The 20,244-nt window shown below is 74.5% G+C and carries 16 protein-coding genes; 12 read left to right on the top strand and 4 right to left on the bottom strand.

The genetic code is table 11. The features are described from left to right. Positions 1–64: 64 nt before the first annotated feature. The 3 genes from KSK32_RS25220 to KSK32_RS25210 all read right to left on the bottom strand — a co-directional run bounded on the left by KSK32_RS25220 (position 65) and on the right by KSK32_RS25210 (position 4,060). Entirely contained in the window at positions 65–1,645 is a 1,581-nt protein-coding gene (locus KSK32_RS25220) for a glycosyltransferase family 4 protein (RefSeq protein ID WP_216933438.1), read from the bottom strand. A 169-nt stretch (positions 1,646–1,814) separates the two neighbouring features. Beyond that, on the bottom strand, positions 1,815–2,954 hold the full coding sequence (locus tag KSK32_RS25215; RefSeq protein ID WP_216933437.1) for an acyl-CoA desaturase: 1,140 nt from the start codon (positions 2,952–2,954) through the stop codon (positions 1,815–1,817). Positions 2,955–2,968: 14 nt separating this feature from the next. After that, positions 2,969–4,060, bottom strand: a complete 1,092-nt coding sequence (locus KSK32_RS25210) for a ferredoxin reductase (protein WP_216933436.1) — start codon at positions 4,058–4,060, stop codon at positions 2,969–2,971. 84 nt (positions 4,061–4,144) lie between these two features. Here KSK32_RS25210 and KSK32_RS25205 point away from each other — a divergent pair, with 84 nt between their 5' ends. The 11 genes from KSK32_RS25205 to KSK32_RS25155 all read left to right on the top strand — a co-directional run bounded on the left by KSK32_RS25205 (position 4,145) and on the right by KSK32_RS25155 (position 16,104). Then, positions 4,145–5,368, top strand: coding sequence for a CdaR family transcriptional regulator (locus tag KSK32_RS25205; protein ID WP_216933435.1), 1,224 nt, complete (start codon positions 4,145–4,147; stop codon positions 5,366–5,368). 106 nt (positions 5,369–5,474) lie between these two features. Beyond that, complete coding sequence (locus KSK32_RS25200; RefSeq protein ID WP_216933434.1) at positions 5,475–6,470, top strand: nitroreductase family protein; 996 nt, start codon at positions 5,475–5,477, stop codon at positions 6,468–6,470. Positions 6,471–6,492: 22 nt separating this feature from the next. Next, a complete protein-coding gene (locus tag KSK32_RS25195) occupies positions 6,493–7,230 on the top strand; it encodes a serine/threonine protein kinase (protein ID WP_216933433.1) in 738 nt (245 codons plus the stop codon). A 798-nt stretch (positions 7,231–8,028) separates the two neighbouring features. Then, positions 8,029–9,357 carry a DegT/DnrJ/EryC1/StrS aminotransferase family protein gene (locus KSK32_RS25190; protein WP_216933432.1) on the top strand — a complete coding sequence of 443 codons (1,329 nt, stop codon included), beginning with the start codon at positions 8,029–8,031 and terminating at the stop codon, positions 9,355–9,357. Further along, entirely contained in the window at positions 9,354–10,535 is a 1,182-nt protein-coding gene (locus KSK32_RS25185) for an MFS transporter (protein ID WP_216933431.1), read from the top strand. The genes KSK32_RS25190 and KSK32_RS25185 overlap by 4 nt, the downstream gene beginning before the upstream one ends. After that, complete coding sequence (locus KSK32_RS25180) at positions 10,532–11,503, top strand: sulfotransferase (protein WP_216933430.1); 972 nt, start codon at positions 10,532–10,534, stop codon at positions 11,501–11,503. Before KSK32_RS25185 ends, KSK32_RS25180 begins: the two co-directional genes overlap by 4 nt. A gap of 4 nt (positions 11,504–11,507) precedes the next feature. After that, on the top strand, positions 11,508–12,338 hold the full coding sequence (locus tag KSK32_RS25175; RefSeq protein ID WP_216933429.1) for an SDR family NAD(P)-dependent oxidoreductase: 831 nt from the start codon (positions 11,508–11,510) through the stop codon (positions 12,336–12,338). Between the two features lie 29 nt (positions 12,339–12,367). Then, positions 12,368–13,207, top strand: a complete 840-nt coding sequence (locus tag KSK32_RS25170; protein ID WP_216933428.1) for a class I SAM-dependent methyltransferase — start codon at positions 12,368–12,370, stop codon at positions 13,205–13,207. Positions 13,208–13,221: 14 nt separating this feature from the next. Next, positions 13,222–14,100, top strand: a complete 879-nt coding sequence (locus KSK32_RS25165; protein ID WP_216933427.1) for a family 3 encapsulin nanocompartment shell protein — start codon at positions 13,222–13,224, stop codon at positions 14,098–14,100. Positions 14,101–14,113: 13 nt separating this feature from the next. Then, the gene (locus KSK32_RS25160; protein ID WP_216933426.1) at positions 14,114–15,394 is read left to right on the top strand and encodes an FAD-binding oxidoreductase; all 1,281 of its coding nucleotides are present in this window, start codon (positions 14,114–14,116) and stop codon (positions 15,392–15,394) included. Beyond that, positions 15,391–16,104 (top strand): aspartate/glutamate racemase family protein, encoded by a 714-nt coding sequence (locus KSK32_RS25155; protein ID WP_216933425.1) that lies wholly within the window; start codon positions 15,391–15,393, stop codon positions 16,102–16,104. Before KSK32_RS25160 ends, KSK32_RS25155 begins: the two co-directional genes overlap by 4 nt. Before the next feature lie 224 nt (positions 16,105–16,328). On the opposite strand, the gene KSK32_RS25150 is transcribed toward KSK32_RS25155, so the two are convergent. Continuing rightward, positions 16,329–17,018, bottom strand: a complete 690-nt coding sequence (locus KSK32_RS25150; protein WP_216933424.1) for a hypothetical protein — start codon at positions 17,016–17,018, stop codon at positions 16,329–16,331. 375 nt (positions 17,019–17,393) lie between these two features. Between KSK32_RS25150 and KSK32_RS25145 the strand changes: the two genes are divergently transcribed. Beyond that, positions 17,394–20,189, top strand: coding sequence for a LuxR family transcriptional regulator (locus tag KSK32_RS25145; RefSeq protein WP_216933423.1), 2,796 nt, complete (start codon positions 17,394–17,396; stop codon positions 20,187–20,189). Positions 20,190–20,244: the final 55 nt, after the last annotated feature.

Genomic DNA, 20,244 nt, shown 5'->3' with positions numbered 1-20,244 from the left:
GGGTGTCAAAACGGGCCGGAGACACCCGTGGTGTTCCACCCGGGCGGGTGGTGGGCGGCGGGCGTCAGAGGGTGGGGGTGAGCAGGCGGCGGTAGAGGGCGTCCAGGCGTTCGGCCTGCGCCTCCCACGTCCAGCCGGGCAGTGGCGAGTCCGGGCCCTCGTAGGCGGCGCGGTAGCGGGCCGGGTCCGCCAGGACCGTGCGGACCGCGCGGGCCAGGTCGGCGGCGTCGCGGGCGCGGAACACCTCGCCCTGCCCGGTGGCCCGGACCGTCTCGGCCATGGTCCGGACGTCGCTGACCACGATCGGCAGCCGCGCGTGCGCGTACTCGAAGAACTTGGTGATCAGCGCGATCTCGTGGTTGGGCCAGTGGTGCAGCGGGATCAGCCCGATGTCGGCGGCGGCGAGGAACGCGACGAGTTGCCGGTGTGGCACGTACGACAGCACGTGCACCCGGTCGGCCACCTGATGCCGGGCGGCGCGGGCGACGACCTGGCGGACGTAGGCGGCGCCCGGGTCCGCGACGACAAGCGCCAGGTGTACGCCGGGCAGCAGCGGCAACGCCTCGACCACGGTGTCCACGCCGCGCTGGACGGCCATCGCCCCGCTGTAGACCAGCAGCGGCGTGTCCGGGGGCAGACCGCACCGCTTCCGCAGGTCGGGAGCGGCCAGGTCGGCGGGCTCGAAGGCGGCCGGCTCGGGAGCGGCCGGCTCGGAGGCGGGCGGCTCGGAGGCGGGCGGCTCGGAGGCGGGCGGCTCGGGAGCGGTCGACTCGATGGCGGACGGCTCGGAGGCGGCGGTGACCGGGGCGTTCAGGATCACGGTCGGGCGCTCGGGCAGGGCGTGATCGCGTACCAGCAGGTCGGCGAGCGTGTCGGAGACGGTGACCACCGCGTCGGCGTGGCCGGCGTACTCGCGGACGTAGCCGAGGTGCGCGGGCAGCCAGCGGGCGTTGTCGCGGCGGGGCCGGGCGCCGGGCAGCCACTCGTGCGCGTCCCAGACCAGCTTGGTGTCGCGCCCGGCGGCGCGGGCACGCTCGACAGCGCGGGCGGCCACGCCGAGCATCCGGAAGTCGTGCGCGTGGATCAGGTCGGGGCGCAGCTCGTCGACGACCGGACCGGCAACCCGCTCGTAGTCCCAGAGCCCCGGCTCCAGCCGCCGCCAGGCCCCGTCGCGCAGCCGCGCCCGCCAGTAGCGGACCTGGGCGTGCTCCACCGGCCGGCGTGCCAGCCGCGCCGCACGCAACGGCACCCCGCCCCGGGCCACCAGCAGCGCCCGCAGCCCGGACACGCCACGCAGGCGGGAGCCGTCGCGCGAACCAGCGCCACGGCCCGAAGCGGAGACGTCGGCGCCCTCGGGGCCGGGGACACCGCCGCCCGGGCGGGAGACGACGGCCGGCGCAGTGGCGGGTGGTGCAGTGGCGGGTGGAGTAGCGCGAGCGGCGGCGAGCGGCAGGACACGTACCTCGGCGTCGCCGAGCCGCCAGCGGCGTTCGGCGTCGACGTGGGCGCAGCCGATCAGCGTGACGTCCCAGCCGGCGTCGGCGGCCGAGCGGGCCGCCTTCTGCACCCGCGAGTCACCGTCGACCGCGTTGTCGACGAGCATGACCACGCGCCGGCGAAGCCCCGTCGTGTCGTCGCGCCGCATCGGCGGTCCACCCCTTCACCCGTACGCCCGGACGGGCGCGAGTGTACGGGGGCGCGGGACCGCCACGACGGCCGCGAGACCGGCCCTGAGCTGCGGTGATGCCGACCGTGCATCGGATGGTCGGGTGCCGGCCGGTGGAAGTTCACCGGCCGTGCACCGAACGGGCGGGTCAGGCCGTGCCGGAGGAGGCCAGCGCGGCCGGGGCGACCGGCTGCCGGCTGTCCTTGCGGTTGGGCAGCGACAGGCGGATGACCTTCCACCACGCGGAGGCGACCTGCTTGGGCAGCGGGCCGGTGGTGTAGTGCAGGCCGTACCTGTCGAACAGCGCCCGCACCTGCGGGGCGATCTCCTGGTAGCGGTTGCTGGGCAGGTCGGGGAAGAGGTGGTGCTCGATCTGGTACGACAGGTTGCCAGTCATGATGTGCAGCAGCCGGCTGCCGCTGATGTTGGCCGAGCCGAGCATCTGCCGCAGGTACCACTCGCCGCGGGTCTCGCCGTCGATGGAGGTCTTCTCGAACGTCTCCACCCCGTTGGGGAAGTGCCCGCACATGATCACCGAGTGGCTCCACACGTTGCGCAGCAGGTTCGCGGTGAACGTGGCGGCGAGCGTGGACAGGAACGACGGGCCGGACAGCAGCGGGTGCACCACGTAGTCCTTGAGCACCTGGCGGCGGATCTTGCGGCCGACGGCCTTGGCCTTGGCGCGGAACTTGGGATCCTTGAGCTTGCGCTGCTTGAGGTGGTCGCCGAGTTCCATGTCGTACGCGGCGATGCCGTACTCGAAGAACGCGGCGTTGAGCAGGTTCCACAGCGGCTGCCCGAGGTGCATCGGGTGCCACGGCTGGTCCTCGTCGACACGCATGATGCCGTACCCGAGGTCGTTGTCCTTGCCGACCACGTTGGTGTACCGGTGGTGCAGCTCGTTGTGCGACTGCTTCCACTGGTCGGCCGGGGAGACGTGGTCCCACTCCCAGGTGGTGGAGTGGATCTTCGGGTCGCGCATCCAGTCCCACTGGCCGTGCAGGACGTTGTGCCCGATCTCCATGTTCTCCAGGATCTTGGCGACCGTGAGGCCGGCCGTGCCGGCGATCCAGGCCGGCGGGAACAGCGAGAACAGCAGCACCGCGCGACTGCTCATCTCCAGTGTCCGCTGGGTCTTGACCACCTTGCGGATGTAGCGGGCGTCCCGCTCCCCCCGGTCGGCGAGGACCCGGTCCCGGATCGCGTCCAGTTCCTTGCCGATGATCTCGATGTCCTCGGCGCTCAGGTGGGCGATCGGGTTGACGGCCTTCTTCTGGATGACGGTCACGTGGGTGGCTCCTGTCAGAGATCGATGTCGCAGGTACCGGCGGCGGCCGACACGCACGTCTGGACGAGCACGCCGTCCCCCGGTACGGCAGTGGTGACGTCGCCGTTGCGCAGGTCGCGGACAGCGCCCTGACGCAGCGGTACGAAGCAGCCGAAGCAGATGCCCATCCGGCACCCGGAAGGCATCAGCACTCCGGCGTTCTCCCCCGCGTCGAGCAGGGTGGTGGCGCCGTCGGACTCGACGGTCACCCCCGCCCCGGTGAAGGTCACGGTGCCTCCCTCGCCCGGCGTGATCACCGTCGGGCGGAACCGCTCGGTGTGCAACCGCTCGACGAGGCCGTTCGAGGACCAGTACCCCTCAACCGCGTCGAGCATGCCGATCGGCCCGCACGCCCAGGTCTCGCGGTCGAGGTGGTCGGGCACCAGGCCGGCCAGGTCGGCGACGTCGAGCAGGCCGTCGGCGTCGGTGTGCCGCTCGACCAGCCGCAGCGCGCCGCGTTCGGCCAGCGCGCGCAGCTCCGTACCGAAGATGACGTCGTCGCGGGTCGGCGCCGAGTGCACGAGCACCACGTCGGCCCGGTCGGCCAGCCCGGAGCGCAGCATCCCCATGACCGGGGTGATGCCGCTGCCGGCGGTGAGGAACAGGACGCGCTCGGGCGTCGCGGCGGGGAGCACGAACTCACCCTGGGCCTGGTCCAGGTGCACGAGCGTGCCGGGCCGGAGCCGGCGTACGAGATGGTTGCTGACCTTCCCGTCGGGGATCGCCTTCACGGTGACGGAGATCCGGCCGTCCGCGGTGTCGGGCGGCGAGGTGAGCGAGTACGCGCGCCACTGGCGCACCCCGTCGACGTCCACGCCGAGGCGGATGTACTGCCCGGGCGTGTGGCCCTGCCAGGCGCGGCCGGGCTGGATGATCAGCGTGGCGGCGTCCCGGGTCTCCGGGCGTACGGCGACGATCTTGCCGCGCAGCGGGGCGCCCGCGCGCAGCGGCGCGATCAGGTCGAGATAGTCGTCCGGCAGCACCGGCGTGGTGACCGCTCCGGCCAGCCGCAGCAGCCTGTCCCGGAAGGTGACCTTCTGAGGGCGGCGGGAGGCAGTTGTGGTCATATGACCAGCGTGACCGCCCGATCGCATAACATCTTGACCGGCAAAGGTGAAACGGTCGCGGGTTTTTGTTCGGAGGGAACAAACATGACGTCGGAGACCGGCACGGGGCAGCGCGCCGCGCACCTCGATCTCGACGCCGGGATGGCGGAGACGCTGCGCGCCCGGCTGCCGATGGTCGCCGAGCGGACGGTCTCCGCGATCACCGCCGAGGTGCCTGACTACTCCGGCGCGCTCACCGGTGCCATGCGGGCGAAGATCGAAAACGCGGTACGCATCGCACTGGGAACGTTCCTCCAGCTCATCGAGGGTACCCAGGCGTTCGACCCGAGCACCCCCCTGGCCCCGGCGCTGGAGGCCGCGTACGCGCTGGGCAGCGGCGAGGCCCGCTCGGGGCGCAGCATGGACGCGCTGCTGGCGGCGTACCGGGTGGGCGCCCGGGTGGCCTGGCGGGAGGTGTCCACCACCACGGTACGCAGCGGGCTGGCCGCCGAGACGGTGGCCGAGTTCGCCGAGCTGATGTTCGCGTACATCGACGAGCTGTCGGCGGCGAGCGTGGCCGGGCACGCCGACGAGCTGGCCAGCGCCGGGCGGATGCGCCGCCGCAGCCTCGAACGGCTCACCCAGCAGTTGCTGGCGGGCGAGCCGGAGGAGTCGTTGCGGCGCAGCGCGGAGCGCGCCGACTGGCCGCCGCCGCAGACGCTGACTGTGGTGCTGCTGCCCCGCCGGCACCTGCGCGCGGTGCTGGCCCTGCTCAGCCCGTACACGCTGGAGAGCGGGGAGGACCTGCCCGGCATGAACCCGGTCGAGGAACTGGCCGTACTGCTGGTGCCGGACATGCACGGCGGGCGACGCCGCCAGCTCACCCGGCTGCTGCACGGACACCGGGCGGTGCTCGGCCCGGCCCGGCCCTGGCACCGGGTGGCGGCGTCGTACCACCGGGCCACGCGGGCGCTCGCGCTCGGACTGGGCGAGCCGGACGCCGGGCCGGTCGACACCGAACGTCACCTGGCCACGCTGCTGCTCAGCATGGACCCGGAGGCCCTGGCCGACCTGCGCGCGCAGGCGCTCGCGCCGCTGGCCCCGCTGCCTCCGGCCACCGCGCACCGGCTGGCCGAGACGCTGAGGTCGTGGCTGCTGCACCAGGGACGCCGCGACGACGTGGCGGCCGACCTGTTCGTGCACCCGCAGACCGTCCGCTACCGGATGGGCAAGCTGCGCGAGCTGTTCGGCGACCGGCTGCACGACCCCGCCACGGTCCTCGACCTCACCATCGCCCTGGCCGTACCCCCGGAGCCGGAGGACGCCTGACGCCGCGCCGGGGCGCACGGCCCGATGCGGCCGGGACCTCCGGCCCTGTCCGCCCGCGACGGCGGCGGGCAGGGTCGGAAGGGGACGAGCAACCAGGAGGGCCGCCATGAACAGCTCATCGACCCGGACCGACCAGGATCCGAGGGTACGGGTGCTGGAGGCGGCCGCCCGGCAGTCCCTGCACGCCCCATCGGTGTTCAACACCCAGCCCTGGCGCTGGCGGGTCACCGGCGGCGCGCTGGAGCTGCGCGCCGACGCGGACCGGCAGCTCGCCCACACCGACCCGGACGGCCGGCTGCTCATGCTGAGCTGCGGCGCCGCCCTGCACCACGCGCGCGTGTCGCTGGCGGCGGCCGGGTGGGCCGTCACCGTCGAGCGGCTGCCCGAACCGTCGCTGCTGGCCCGGGTGCGTACCACCGGTCCGGCCGACCTGGACGTGCCGGCGGGCCGCCTGGTCGACGCCATCCCGCGCCGCCGCACCGACCGCCGCGCGTACGGGGACCGGCCGGTGCCGGAGGCGGTGCTGGCCCGGCTCGGCGACGCCGTCGAGGCCGAGGGCGCCCACCTGCACGTGGTCCGGCCGGACCAGATGCCGATGCTCGCCGTCTCCACCGGTCGCGCCGCCGACGCGGAGCTGGCCGACCCCGCGTACCGGGAGGAGCTGCACCGCTGGACCCACCGCCCGGCGGGCAGCGGAGACGGGGTGCCCGCCGCCACCGCCGTGCGGCCGTCCCCGCGACGGGTGCCGCTGCGCGACTACGCCCCCGGCGGGGCGGCCGGGCTCAGCGCGGGCACGGACTTCGACCGGGGCGCGGCGTACCTGATCCTGTTCGGCGACTCCGACGAGCCGGCGGCCTGGCTGCGCGGCGGCGAGGCGCTGTCGGCGCTGATGCTCACCGCCACCGCCGAGGGCCTGGCGAGCGCGCCGCTCAGCGACGCCGTGGAGCTGGCCTGGCCGCGCCGGATGATGCGCGACCTGCTGGCCGGCATCGGCGACCCGTACCTGGTGGTGCGCGTCGGCTGGGGCCCGGACGGGGAGCTGCCCCCGGCGCCGCGCCGCACACCGGCCGACGTGATCGAGGTGGTGGACCCGCAGCGGTAGGGCTGCGTCGTAGCCTCGACGCGTGTGGGATCTGGATCCGGCTGCCGCGTTCGTGGTCTTCGGCGACCAGGACTCCGGGTGCGTCTCCTACGGCGTGGAGTCGGCGGGCCGGCGCTGGTTCGTCAAGCGGGCCGGGACACCCGCCGCGCGCGAGTCGCTGACCCGCGCGCTGGGCCTGCACGCCGCGGTCCGGCACCCGGCGGTGGTCCGGCCCGCGCTGGTACGCGACGGCACCGACGGCCCGACGCTGGTGTACCCGTGGTGCGACGGCGTCGTGCTCAACCACGCCACCACCGGCGGCGGCAGCGACCGGAGCGGCCTGCACCGCTTCCAGCGGCTGCCGGTCGCCGAGGTACGCGCGGCGCTGGACACGATCCTCGACGCCCACCTGGCCGTGAGCGCGGCCGGATACGTGGCGGTCGACCTGTACGACGGTTGCTTCCTCTACGACTTCGACGCCCACCTGATGCGGCTGATCGACCTGGACGAGTACCGGCCGGGACCGTTCGTGCTCGACTCCGACCGGCTGCCCGGCTCCCGTCGCTACCTGTCGCCCGAGGAACTGACCCGGGGCGCGACGATCGACGAGCGCACCACCGTTCACGTGCTGGGTCGTACGCTGCACCACCTGCTCGACGGTCCGTACGGCTGGCGGGGCACCGCCGGGGAGCGTGCCGTGGCCGACCGGGCCGGTCGAGCCGATCCGGCGGCGCGGCACGCCACTGTGGCCGCTCTGGTCCGCGACTGGCGAGCCACCTGATCCGCCTGCCCTCCAGCCGGGCTTCGGTGCGCCCCACCGGTTCGGGAGGTCACTTTCCGTCATGTCGGTCGCCGCGGGGCAGCAGGTCACACAGGGTGATGGTCTTCTCCCTCGTCATCGGGACCGGTTTCTCGACAGCACGCCCCTGAGCAGCGGAGACTCCGGAGAGTCCGGCAGCGGCACGCATACCCCTGCGCGCCCTTTGCGCTGCAGCCGCATACGCGGCAGTGGCCGTGAGTCACCGATGCGTCGATGGCTGCAGAGCAAAGGGCGCCAGGTGAGTGATGCCGGAGAAGCCCCGCCGCTACCTTCGGTGACGGCAGAGCCCGGCGTGGCAAGGCCGACGCAAGCAAGCCCGACGCAAGCAGTCCGGCGCACGCAAGCCCGACGCAAGCAGTCCGGCGCGAGCAAGCCCGACGCGACCGGGACGCCGAGCCGACACGCCGGGCACCTCGCACGGCGGGCCGAACGCGACTGGCGGCCCCGGGGTTCCGCGGCAGGAGGAGCCGGCACGGACCGCGGATCAGCGGGCCGACCGCGACAATTCCGCATAGCCCACTGTCGGCACGGGCCGGCGCCGAACGTATTTACGCTCATCTGTTGACGGGTACGGGATTGACGACAATCATTACTCTCGCTGGATCGACGTACGATGAATGTCGGATCTGGTGGCATTTCTCACCCCTCGACGGGATCGCGCCGGGACTGCGATTCCGCCGGGCGACCACGCCCGGCGCACGCCCGGCCAATCCTATCGAGCCACTAGGAATTGTCGCCGCTCGCCCGAGGAGTCCGCCGGTGGAGGGGAACAACCACGCTCCCGCACCGAGCCCGCCGAGGCCGGTGCAGAACGGCTCTGAGCTGGCCGAACAGCTCGCCCTGCACGGCGGACAGCCGGTGCGGTGCGCGCCCTGGCCGACGTACGACAAGGGCGCGGTCTTCGTGCACACCGAGGACGAGGACGCGGCTATTCGCGCCGTCCGCAGTCACCTCTACTTCCGATACGACCACCGCCCAACGGACGAAACCGAATGCGGGCGGTTCGAGGACGAACTGTGTCGCTATTTCGGCACCCGGCACGCGCTGGCCGTTTCCAGCGGGACCGCGGCGCTGGCGCTCGCCCTGATGGGCGCCGGAGTGCCACCGGGATCATTGGTGGCCTGCCCCGGATTCACTTTCGTCGCCTCCCCCAGCGCCATTGTGCTGGCCGGTTGCCGGCCATTCCTGGTCGAGGTCGACGACGACCTGCGGATGGACCTCGACGACCTGCGCCGCCGCTGGCGGCCCGAGATCCGCGCCGTCATGGTCGTGCACATGCGCGGCTTCGCCGCCGACGTCGAGGCGCTGTCCGCGTTCGCCGCCGAGATGGGCGTGCCGCTGATCGAGGACGCGGTACCAGCGCTCGGCGCCGAACTCCGCGGCCGCAAGCTCGGCACGTTCGGGGCCGCCGGGGCGTTCAGCACGCAGTCCGACAAGGCGCTCAACTGCGGCGAGGGCGGCTTCCTGATCACCGACGACAGCACGCTGTTCGCGCGGGCGGTGGCGCTGTCCGGGGCGTACGAGGGGCGGCTGCGGCGGCACTTCCCGCACGGCGAGCCGCCGCTGACCGGCCTGGACCTGCCGCTGCTGAGCCTGCGGATGGACGAGATCCGGGCGGCCCTGCTGCGCGCCGAGCTGACCCGGCTGCCGCAGCGGCTGGCGCTGTTCCACCGCAACTACGCGCACGTCAGCGCCGCCCTGGCCGGGCTGCCCGGCATCGCGGTCCGGCGGCCGGTCGCGCCCGGGGCGTACCTCGGGGAGGCGTTCGTGTTCCGCGTGCCGGGCGGCGGCGCGGGCTGGGGCGACGCGGGCTGGTTCGCCCGCGCGCTGCGGGCCGAGGGGATCGACGCCCGCAACATCGGCGCGGACGACGACCTCAACGTCCGGGCGTTCTGGAACTGGCGGTTCCTGTACGACAGCGCCGACCCCGGGGAGATCCGCGCGACGCTGCCGCGCACCGCACGGCTGCTGACCGAGACCGTCGACGTGCCGCTGTCGTCGAACCTCACGCCCGAAGACTGCGACGACCTGGTCCGCGCGGTCCGCAAGGTGGCCGCCGCCCGTGCGACCGCCCTGGTCGGGTCGTGACCGGCGGGCAGGCCCCGGCCCGGCCCCTGCCCCGGCTCGCGCTGGCCGGTCTGCTCGGCGGGCTGTTCACCGGCTACCTCGGGCTGACCGCGGTGATCCCGGTGCTGCCCGGCTTCCTGCGCGAACGCCACGACGCCGGTGACCTGACAGTCGGCGTGGTGGTCACGGTGACCGCGGTGAGCGCGCTGCTGGTGCGGCCGGTCGCGGGCGCGCTCGCCGACCGGCACGGCCACCGCACGGTGATGCTGGCCGGGGCGCTCGTCGTGGCCGGTGGTGGTCTGCTCTACCTGGCCCCGCTGAGCGTGCCCGCGCTGGTCGCGGTCCGGCTGCTGCTCGGCGCCGGTGAGGCGGCGCTGTTCACCGCCGGCGCGGTGTGGATCGTGCAGCTCGCCCCGCACGAGCGGCGCGGCCAGCTCATCGGCCTGTACGGGGTGAGCATGTGGGGCGGCATCTCCGCCGGCACGTTCCTCGGCGCCACCGTGCAGCAGGCCGGCTATCCGGCGGTGTGGCTGCTCAGCGCGGTCGCCCCGGCGGTCGGCGCGGCGCTCGTCGCGCTGGTGCCCGCGCCGGCGCGTACCGCACCGGCCGCGAAGGGCGCCGGGCTGCTGCTGCGCCCGGCGCTGCTGCCCGGCATCGCGCTCACCTTCGGTGCCGCCGGGTACGCGGGTCTGGCCGCGTTCGTCGTCCTGCACCTGGACGCCCGGGGCGTCGGCCACGGCGTGGTGGTGCTGAGCGTCTTCAGCGCCGTGTACGCCGGCACCCGCCTGGTCATCGGCCACCTGCCCGACCGTCTCGGCCCGCGCCGGGTGGCCACCTGGTGCGGGGTGGGCGAGGCGGCCGGGCTGCTGGTCATCGCGGTCGCGCCGAACCTGCCGGTCGCGGTGGCCGGCAGCGTGGTGATGGGCGTCGGGTTCTCCCTGCTGCACCCGTCGCTGGCGCTGATGGTCATGAACCGTACCGACCCGGCGCGGCAGGGTGCGGCGATCGGGGCGTACACCTCGTTCTGGGATCTCGGGCTGGCGGTGTGGGGCCCGGCGACCGGCCTGGTCGCGGCCGGTCTGGGCTATCCGGCGGTCTTCGTCGCCGGCGCGGCCGGCGCGGCCGTCGCCGCCGCGATGGCGCTGCGCATCGGCCGGGTCGCGCCCGCGCCTGCTCCGGCGGAGGTACGCGCGGCATGAGCGCACCGGTGACCGTCCTGAGCGTCAACGGCTGGTGCCGAAACGGCAGCACCGTCATCGGCAACGTCCTCGGTGAGGCGCCCGGTGTGGTGCACGTCGGTGAGCTGCACTTCCTGTGGAAGAACTCGACCGGGCGCGGAGTGAACGACAGGTGCGGCTGCGGCGCCGCGCTGACCGCGTGTCCGCTGTGGTCGGCGGTGCTGCCGCTGGGCCGCCCGGCCGGGATGCCGGCGGACGCGCACGCGGCCGAGGTGATCCGGCGGCAACGGGCCCGGCTGCGGACCCGGCACACCTGGCGGGTGCTGCGCCGGGGCGCGTACGACGCGGACACCCGCGCGCACGCCGACCTGCTCGGCGCGGTCTACCGGGAGGTGGCCGCGCGCACCGGCGCCCGGGTCATCGTGGACAGCACCAAGATCCCCGGTGAGTCGGCGTTGCTGCCGCACGTGCCGGGCGTCGAGGCGTACTGGCTGCATCTGGTGCGCGACCCGCGCGCGGTGGCGCACTCGTGGCGGGAGCCGAAGGAGTACGTCTACGCGATGTCGGCGGCGCGCAGCACCGCGTACTGGCACGGGTTCAACCTCGCGTCGGCGGCGATCAACAGGCGTCACCCGGGCCGGTCGGCGTTCCTGCGCTACGAGGACTTCACCGCCGACCCAGCCGGCACGATCGGCGCCCTGCTGCGGCTGGTGGGCGTGGACCCGGCGGCCAACCCGGTACGGGAGCGGACCGTCGAGCTGCGCGGCAACCACACGGTCACCGGCAACCCGGACCGGTTCCGGACCGGCCCGACCGTGATCCGGGACCGCGACGACGGGTGGCGGCGCACGCTGACCGGCCGGCAGCGGCTCGCGGTGGCGGCGCTGGCCTGGCCGCTGTCCACCCGGTACGGCTACCGGTCCGGCGGGCCGGACGGCGACCCGGCGCACCCCGGCGCGGCGGCCCGCGCCGTCGAGACGGAGAGGTGAGGACGTGGATCTGGGGCTCAAGGGCCGGGTGGCGCTCGTCGCCGGCGGCACCAGTGGCATCGGGCTGGCCTGCGCGAAGGAGTTCGCCGCGGAGGGCGCGCACGTGGCGGTCTGCGGGCGTGACCCGCAGCGGCTGGCCGCCGCCGAGCGGGAGCTGACGGCGGTGGCCTCCGGCCGGGTCAGCGCGACCGGCGTAGACCTCACCGACACCGAGGCCGCCGCCCGCTGGGTGGACCGGGTCGCCGCCGAGCTGGGCGGGGTGGACGTGCTGCTGGTCAGCGGCGGCAGCCCGCCCGTGGGCACCGCCACCGGGTTCGGCACGGACGACTACCGGGCGGCCGTCGACCGGGTGCTGCTACCGGCGGTAGCGGTGTCGCTGGCCGCGATGCCGCACATGCGCGCGAAGGGCTGGGGCCGGCTGCTGCTGGTGGCCTCCGAGACCGCCTGCGTGCCGATCGGCCCGCTCGTGCTGTCCGGGGTGACCCGGGCGGCGCTGGTCCGCTTCGCCCAGGGCCTCGCCGTCGACGTGGGCCGCGACGGCATCACCGTGAACGTGCTGGCGCCCGGCGGGGTGCGTACGCCGCCGATGGAACGCGCCGCGGCCCGGCTCGCGGGCGCCGACGGTGACGTCGAGGCGCGGCTGGCCGCGATGGGTCACCACAGCGCCGTCGGCCGGCTGGCCCGGCCCGAGGAGGTCGCCGCGGTGGCCGCGTTCCTGGCCGGCGAGCGGGCGTCGTACGTGACCGCGGGGGTGCACCTGATCGACGGCGGCGCCGCCGCGACCGGCCCCGACCTGCCCCACCTCACCGGCGTCCGCAAGGACACCTACGCCTGACCCACCGACCGCCGCACAAGGGAGTGCCCATGTCCACGACCAGCCGGTTCACCGAGCGGGACGTCTCCGAGTTCTTCGACCAGACCACGCAGACGTACCTCAGCTTCTGGGACAGCGAGGGCGTGCTGCACACCGGCTACTTCACCGGGGAGGACGACAGCGACTACCACGCGGCGGCCGACCGGACCTCCGACATCCTCGCCGCCGACGCCGGGATCGACGCCTCGGCGAACGTGCTCGACGTGGGCTGCGGCTGCGGCAACTTCCTGCTGCGCCTGGCCGAGCGCACCGGATGCCGGGGCGAGGGGCTGGACCTGAGCATCGAGCGGGTGCGCTTCGCCGAGCAGCGGCGCGCCGAGCGGGGCGCGTCGCTTCCGGTGTCGTTCCGGCACGGCTCGGCCACCGACCTGCCGTACGACGACGGCACGTTCACACACGTGGTCAGCCAGGACGCACTGTTCCTGGTGCCGGACAAGCCGCGCAGCCACGCCGAGATGTTCCGGGTGCTCGCCCCCGGCGGGGTGCTCGCGGTGTCCGACTTCCTCCAGCCCACCGAGCGGATCGGCGAGGCGGCCCGCCGGCACGTCTACGACCGGGTGCGCTGGAACGACGGCTACTCGCTCGACGGCTACCGCCGGGCGCTGGCCGAGGTCGGGTTCGTGGACGTGGTCGCGCGCAGCCTCGACGCGCACATCAGGCAGACGTACCGGGTGCTGGGCCGCACCGCCCGGCAGCGCGCGGAGACGACGGCGGACGAGGCGGCGCGGACCTGGATCCTCGGCTTCGCCGACTCGTGCGACGAGATCCAGGCGGCGATCGACAGGGGCGAGTTCGGCTGGGGCATGTTCGTCGCCCGCAAGCCGGCCTGAGGGAGGGACAGCAGATGTCGCAGCGCACCGACACCGTGAAGCGGACGATCGCCGAGGTGGTCGCCGAGCGAAAGACGCAGATGTCGCCCGGCGCGACGTTCGTCGAGGCGTTCGCCAAGGACGGCTTCGACACCAGCGTCGACTACGACGTGACGATCACCGACTCGCTCACCAGTTCCCGGCGCAAGCCCCGCTACCCGTCCCGGAACATGCTCAAGGTGGTGGACCTGTCCCGGGATCCGCAGGACCACTACTGGCACGAAAGCCCGCCTCGGCCGGACGATCCGGCGGTGGACGGCGCGGACCTGCGCCGGGAGGCGGCCAACCACTTCCACCGCTCCCCCATCCCGCCGCTGCTCACCACCACCGCGTGGGTGCAGGTGCCGGACGCCCTGTGGGAGGACCCGGCCAGCTTCGCGCAGTTCGTCGACTACCGGCTGGTGGTGCGGCTGGCCACGGCCGAGAACCACACCATCCTGCGCGGCGAGGGCGGGCTGCTGACCATGCCGGGCCTGGGCCGGCTCACCGACCCGGGGCCGTTCGCGTCCACGATCCTGGCCGCCTGCAACGAGGTCGAGCAGATGGGCAGCACCGCCGACGGGCTGATCATCAACCCGGCCGACTACTACCGGCTGCTGGGCAGCGGCTCGCTGATGCGGGACGTGGAGGACAACGGCGTGTTCATCGTGCGTACCCGGCTGGTCGACCCGGGCACCGCGATCGTCGGCGACTTCGGCCACGGCGCGCTGCTGTTCGACGCCGGCCGGTCCACCATCGCGTTCGCCGAGCCGCCGCCGGGCACGTTCGCCGAACCCGGGGTGGCGCTGCGCGCCGAGATCTGGGAGCGGGTCGTGGTGAACCTGCCCACCTGCTTCTTCGTCGTGACGCTATGACCGGCGGCAACTGATGACGACGCCGGGCCGTACCGACCCCGACGTGCTGGTGGTCGGCGCGGGCGTGGTGGGCCTGTGCTGCGCCTGGTTCCTGCGCCGCGCCGGGCTCAGCGTGACGGTGGTGGACCGGGGCGAGGTCGGTGACCCGGCGGCCTGCTCGGCCGGCAACACCGGTTTCGTCGGCACCCAGGGCTCGGCGCCGCTGGCCGAGCCGGGGGTGCCGGCGACCGGGATCCGCTGGCTGTTGCGCCCGGAGAGCCCGTTCGCGGTCCGGCCCCGGCTCGACGGCGCGCTGCTGGCCTGGCTGTGGCACTTCCGCCGGCACTGCACCGAACGGCACGCCCGCGCCGGGTTCGAGACGCTGCTCGCGCTCAAGCAGCGCAGCCTCGCGCTGCTGCGCGAGATCTGCGCCGAGGACGAGCTGGCCGGGACGCTCACCGAACGCGGCATGATCCTCGCCTGCCACACCGAGCAGGGGTACGCGAAGGCACGCCGGACGATCCCGGCGGCGACCGCGCGCGGCGTGCCGCTGCGCGAGCTGGACCGGGCCGAACTGGCCCGGCTGGAACCCGGCGTCGACTTCGCGGTGGCCGGGACGCTGCTCAACGAGGAGGGCGCCGCGCTGCGCATCCCGGCGTTCCTGGTGGCGCTCGCGGCGGCGCTGCGGGCCCAGGGCGTGGACGTCGTCACCGGCGCGGAGGTACGCGACTTCGAGGTGACCGGGCGGCGGGTACGCGCGGTGCGCACGGCCCGGGGCGAGCTGCGCCCGGCCGAGGTGGTGATCGCCGCCGGGGTGTGGTCGGCGGCCTGCGCCCGGATGCTCGGTGTCGGGCTGACGCTGCAACCGGCGAAGGGCTACACGGTCACGCTGCCCGCCGGGCCGGGCACGCCCAGCCGGCCGGTGCTGCTCAGCGAGGGCAAGGTCGCGGTGATGCCGCTGGGTGACCGGGTACGCGTCGGCGGCACGCTGGAGCTGTCCGGGCTGGACACGTCGATCTCACCGCGCCGTGTCGACGGAATCCTGCACACCGCGCGGCGGTACCTGCCGGCGCTGGACACCGGCCGGCGCCTGGACGTGTGGAGCGGGCTGCGGCCGTGCACCCCGGACAGCCTGCCGCTGATCGGGCGGGCCGGCGGCTACGACAACGTCAGCGTGGCCACCGGGCACGGGCACATCGGAATGGGTCTGGCCCCGGCCGGTGGGCAGCTGCTCGCCCAGCTCGTCTCCGGCGCCGAGCCGGACCTGCCGCTGGAGACGTTCGCGGTGGACCGCTTCCGGGGAGGGATCTCGTGAGCGACCGGCCGGAGATCGGCGTGCTCTGCCTCGACACCAGCTTCGACAAGATCCCCGGGCACATCCGCAACCCGGACACGTTCGACTTCCCGGTGCGCTACCGGGTGGTGGAGGGCGCCACGCCGCAGCGGCTGGTCCGCGAGGCCGACGCCACGCTGCTGCGACCGTTCGTCGACGCGGCCCGTGACCTGGAGGCCGCCGGGGTCGCCGGGATCACCGGGGCGTGCGGGTTCCTCGTGCTGTTCCAGGCCGAACTCGCCGCCGCCGTGCGCGTGCCGCTGTGGTCGTCGAGCCTTGTGCAACTGCCGATGGTGCACCGGATGGTCGGGTGTCCGGTCGGGCTGCTGGTCGCCGACGAGGCCGCGCTGACCCCGCGTCACCTGGCCGCGATCGGCGCCGCCGACGTGCCGGTGGCGGTCACCGGCATGGCCGGGCAGCCGGAGTTCCGCGAGGTGATGCTGGAGGGGCGGCGCGACGCCCTCGACGTCGAGCGGCTCGCCGCCGAGGTGGACGAGCGGGTCGACGCGCTGGCCGACGCGCACCCGGATCTGGGGGCGCTGGTCGTCGAGTGCACCGATCTGGTGCCGTTCGCCCACCGGATCCAGGCGCGGCTGGGTGTGCCGGTGTTCGACATCGTCACGCTGACCACGATGGCGTACGCGAGCCTCACCCGGCGGCCGTACCACCGGAAACGGCGCGGACCGCAATGAGGAGCTGTCGGAGAACTGCGCCGGAAACCGCCGGTTTCGTACCCGGCCGGGGCGCAACGACAACGGGCGACCCGCTGACGTGCGGCACTTCCACCGATTGGTCAATAATTGCGGCCCGAAGAAGTGGGCAACCGCCTGCAAACTGTTCTGTGGGCGGGCTCCCGGGCTCCCGAATTGACGCAGAGTGAGCCGGTGGTAACAGTTTCGGTGAACGGTCGCCGCGGTCAGCCGCACCAGTCGTAACCGGGCGCGCGGCGGGTGCGGTGCGCCCGCAACGGGACGCCGGAGGTGGCGGCGAGCACCGCCCGCCGCGCGGTCGCCTCGATCCGCCGGCTGTCCGCCCCGGTGAGGCCGATCTGGTTGAGCAGACACCGCAGCGGGGTGGTCAGCTCGTCCGGCCCACCGGCCGCCGGAACGATCCCGGACCGGCGCAGCACCCCGGTCCACCGCGCCGCCCAGCCGCGCCCCTCGGCGAGCAGTCCGGCCACGCCGCGCAGCCGTGCCGGCACACCGGGCGGCGGCGACCGCAACCACTCCACGCAGTGCGGACAGGCGTCCGGCCCGGCCGGCGCGGCGGCTGCCGAGCCGGGGTACGCGGCGGCGACCCCGGCGCAGAGGAACGTGGCGAGGGCGAGATCGCAGCCCGTCCGTATCCGCGCCGGGCGGGCGGCGGTCGCCGCGATGATCTCCAGGGCGAGCGCGCTGGACTGCTCCCGCAGGTCGGTGTGGCGTACCGGAAGAGCGTCGGGCTCGGGGCACACGGTCACCGGCCGGCCGGCGCTGCGGCCCGCGAGCACGAGACCGGCCAGCCGGGCCCGGAGCACGCCGGGGTCGGTGCAGCGGCCGTGCACGTGGACGTCGGCGGAACCGCGCCGGTCGTAATACCAGCCGGTAACCTCACCGCTCCGGTGCATACCCGAAAAGAGCGGACCGATACCCCTCGTCAGAAAGGAGTCGGCATGGGTCGAATGGCCCGGTAACGGACAGTGCAACAGCACCCAGTCACCGGTTTCCTGACCTCGTTTGCGCATGGGCGAACCCTTTCCGCGAAACACCGCGACCAGTGTCGATCGCCGGCCCGTCGTCGACAGTGGGGGAAACCCCACATTGCACCGGGGCGTTAGGGTCGTGGCGTCAACAACCGTCGATTACGCCGGTATCGGGCGCAACGGCGCGCCCGCCCGGCGCCGTGCCGTCGAGCGGCACATCATGGACAGCGACGCCCGGGCGGAGCAGGCAGCCGGGGTCGGGCGCCCCCGCCGCACGTCCCGAAAGGATGCAGGTGTCCGATGGCGAGCCTCGACGACGACCCGGAGGGAGCCGAACCGGCGTCGTTCGTGGGCCGGGCACCCCTGCTGGCGGCGGCCCGCCGGGCCGTCACCGCGGCGGCCGACGGCACGTCCACCGTCCTGGAGCTCCCCGGCGCGCCGGGGATCGGGAAGACGGCGCTGCTCGAACGCTGCGGGCGCCTCGCCCGCGCCGCCGGACTCGCAGTGCTGTCCGCGGTCGGACGCGCCCCCGCGACGTACGCGATGCTCGCCCCGCTCTGGCGCTCCCACGACGGCGCCCGCGGTCCGGGCCGGCGTGACCCGCGGTCGCGGCTGCTCGCGGCGCTCGCCGCCGGGCACAGCCGGCAGGGCGGCCCGATGCTGCTGGTCGACGACGCGCACCTGGCCGACGCGTCCTCACTGGAGCTGATCGGCGAGCTGGTCCGCAATCCGCCGGCTGGGCTGGTCCTCGTGCTGGCGTACCGGCTGGCCCGGATGTCCGCCCCGCTGGCCGCGGCACTGGCGGTGACCAGCGGACGGCACGAACGCCTGGAGGTGCCGCCGCTGTCCGTGGTCGAGGTCGGGCGAATGCTGGCCCAGCCGTGCCACCGCGCGGAGCGCATCCACGCGCTGGGCGGGGGCAACCCGCTGTACAGCCAGGCGTACCGGCACCTCGACGACGACTGCCTGGACCCGAGCCGGCACCAGCCGGTCGACCTGGCCGAGGCGCTGCCGCCCGAGGTGGTGCGGGTGCTCGCGCCGGAGCTGGCGCTGCCGGCGCCGGAACGGGCCGTGGCCGAGGCCGCCGCGGTGCTCGCGGTGACATTCGACCCGACGCTGATCGCCGCCATGTGCGAGCTGGACCCGCAGGACTGTCAGAACCTGACCGACCGGCTCGTCGCCCGCGAGGTGCTGCGCGCCGATCTGCACGAGGAGCCGGCGCTGCGGTTCCGGCACCCGGTGCTGTGCGCCGCGGTCTACCAGCAGGTGCCGCCGGGACGCCGCCGCACGCTGCACGCCACCGCAGCCCGGGTGCTGCGCGAGCTGGGCCACCCCGCGCCCGCCTACGCCGACCACCTGGCCCGATCGGCGCGCCCGGGTGACACGGACGCCGCCCGTACGCTGCTCTCCGCCGCCGGTCATCCGTTCGTGCCGGCGGCGGACACCGTGCGCTGGCTGTCGGTGGCCGCGCGCCTGGCCCCGTCGGCGTCGGCGCGCTCCGGGCTGCCCCCGGCCGAAGGGCTGCACCTGGCCGACGCGCTGGTGCGTGCCGGCCGGGTGGCCGACGGGCGGGGCGTGCTCCAGGACGTCGCGGCCCGGTCGGACGGCGACGTGCGGGCGGAGGCGGTCCTGGCCCAGGCCCGGGTGGAACGGCTGCGCGGGCAGAGCCGCCTCGGGTACACGCTGCTGCGTGACCTGATGCCGGAACCGCACACCGCGCCGCTGCCCGGACGGCTGACCGCCGCCGTCGCCGCGGAACTGGCGATCTGCGGGGCGCTGGCCGGTGAACGGGAGGCGGCCCGCTACGCCGCGCTGGCCCGGCGGACCGGCGGCGCGGCCGGCCGGCCGGTGGAGGCGGCGTGGTTCGGGGTGGTCTCGGCGTTCGCCGCCTGCTACGTGCCGAGCACAGTGGACGTGACGGCGACAGTGGCCGACGCCACGACGGCCGCCGACGCCTCGACCGACGCCGAGCTGAGCACCCACCTCGACGTGCTGGCGCTGCTCGGCTGGGTGGAACTGCTCCAGGGCCGCGAGACGCGCGCGATCCGGCACTTCGACCGGGCGCTGCGCATCGCCGCCACCGCGCGCAACGACGTGCTGGTGCCGTACCTGCGCAGCGGGCGGTCCTGCGCCGCCCGCCAGCTCGGCCTGCTGGACCAGGCGCGCGCGGACGCCGTCGAGGCCGAGCGGTACGCCGACCGGCTCGAGCTGGACACCATGCACCGGTTCGCCCGCATCATGCGTACCGCCGTCGTGTACTGGCAGGACGGGCCGGCCGCGGCGCTGCGCCTGGCCGAGCCGGTCGTGCGCAGCTCGGCCGACGACTGGTTCGGCTCGGTCGTCCAGCGCATCCACGCGCAGATGCGCGACGAGTGCGCCGACCGCGCCAACACGCTGACGTTGCTGATCCGGGCCTGCGGCGGGACCACGCTGCGCGCGGTGGACGTGTGCCACCGCCCCTACTGGGCCGCGACGCTGTCCGGCGCGGCGCGGCGTCGGGGCGACGTCGAGGAGGCCCGGCGGTGGGTGCAGCAGGCCGAACGGCACGCCGGCGCGTGTGACCTGCCGGGGCAGCAGGCGCACGTGGCGCTGGCCCGGGCGCGGATCACGATGGCCACCGACCTGCCCGCCGCGGCGGCCGGCGCGGCCGGCGCCGCCGAGGCGTTCGCCCAGCTCGGCTGGCCGCTGGAGGAGGCCGCCGCGCGTCTGGTGCACGCCAAGGCGCTGGACGGGCTGCACGACTGGCAGGCCGCCGAGGCGAGCCTGGCCCAGGTGCGGCGCATCGCCGAGACGTGCGGCGCCCGGATCCTGCACCGGGCCTCGATCAGCGCGCAGAGCCGGTTGCTGGGCCGGGCCGGTCGCGCCGGTTGGCGGACCTCCGGGCCGCCGGCCGACATGCCGACGCTGACCCGCCGGGAACGGGAGATCGTCCAGCTCATCGCGACCGGCATGAGCAACAGCGAGGCGGCGGAGCGGCTCTACGTCACGGTCAAGACCGTCGAGGCGCACCTGACCCGCATCTTCCGCAAGGTCGGGGTGTCGTCACGCTCCGCGCTCATCGCCTCGATGATGGACCCCGGCACCGACGAGTATTGAGTCTCTGTGCTGGGCTCCGGCGATTCCGCGTTCGCCGCTTGGTGTATTGCGTCTT

It is taken from the genome of Micromonospora sp. WMMB482, from assembly GCF_019038635.1.
GTDB classification, from domain to species: domain Bacteria; phylum Actinomycetota; class Actinomycetes; order Mycobacteriales; family Micromonosporaceae; genus Micromonospora; species Micromonospora marina.
The sequence above is the reverse complement of the archived record's forward strand: the minus strand, read 5'-3'. Positions and strand labels throughout refer to the sequence as shown.

Coding starts and splice junctions, on each gene's coding strand:
- KSK32_RS25220 (WP_216933438.1), bottom strand. CDS start 1,645: ATGCGGCGCGACGACACGACGGGGCTTCGCCGGCGCGTGGTCATGCTC.
- KSK32_RS25210 (WP_216933436.1), bottom strand. CDS start 4,060: ATGACCACAACTGCCTCCCGCCGCCCTCAGAAGGTCACCTTCCGGGAC.
- KSK32_RS25205 (WP_216933435.1), top strand. CDS start 4,145: ATGACGTCGGAGACCGGCACGGGGCAGCGCGCCGCGCACCTCGATCTC.
- KSK32_RS25200 (WP_216933434.1), top strand. CDS start 5,475: ATGAACAGCTCATCGACCCGGACCGACCAGGATCCGAGGGTACGGGTG.
- KSK32_RS25180 (WP_216933430.1), top strand. CDS start 10,532: ATGAGCGCACCGGTGACCGTCCTGAGCGTCAACGGCTGGTGCCGAAAC.
- KSK32_RS25170 (WP_216933428.1), top strand. CDS start 12,368: ATGTCCACGACCAGCCGGTTCACCGAGCGGGACGTCTCCGAGTTCTTC.
- KSK32_RS25165 (WP_216933427.1), top strand. CDS start 13,222: ATGTCGCAGCGCACCGACACCGTGAAGCGGACGATCGCCGAGGTGGTC.
- KSK32_RS25160 (WP_216933426.1), top strand. CDS start 14,114: ATGACGACGCCGGGCCGTACCGACCCCGACGTGCTGGTGGTCGGCGCG.
- KSK32_RS25150 (WP_216933424.1), bottom strand. CDS start 17,018: ATGCACCGGAGCGGTGAGGTTACCGGCTGGTATTACGACCGGCGCGGT.
- KSK32_RS25145 (WP_216933423.1), top strand. CDS start 17,394: ATGGCGAGCCTCGACGACGACCCGGAGGGAGCCGAACCGGCGTCGTTC.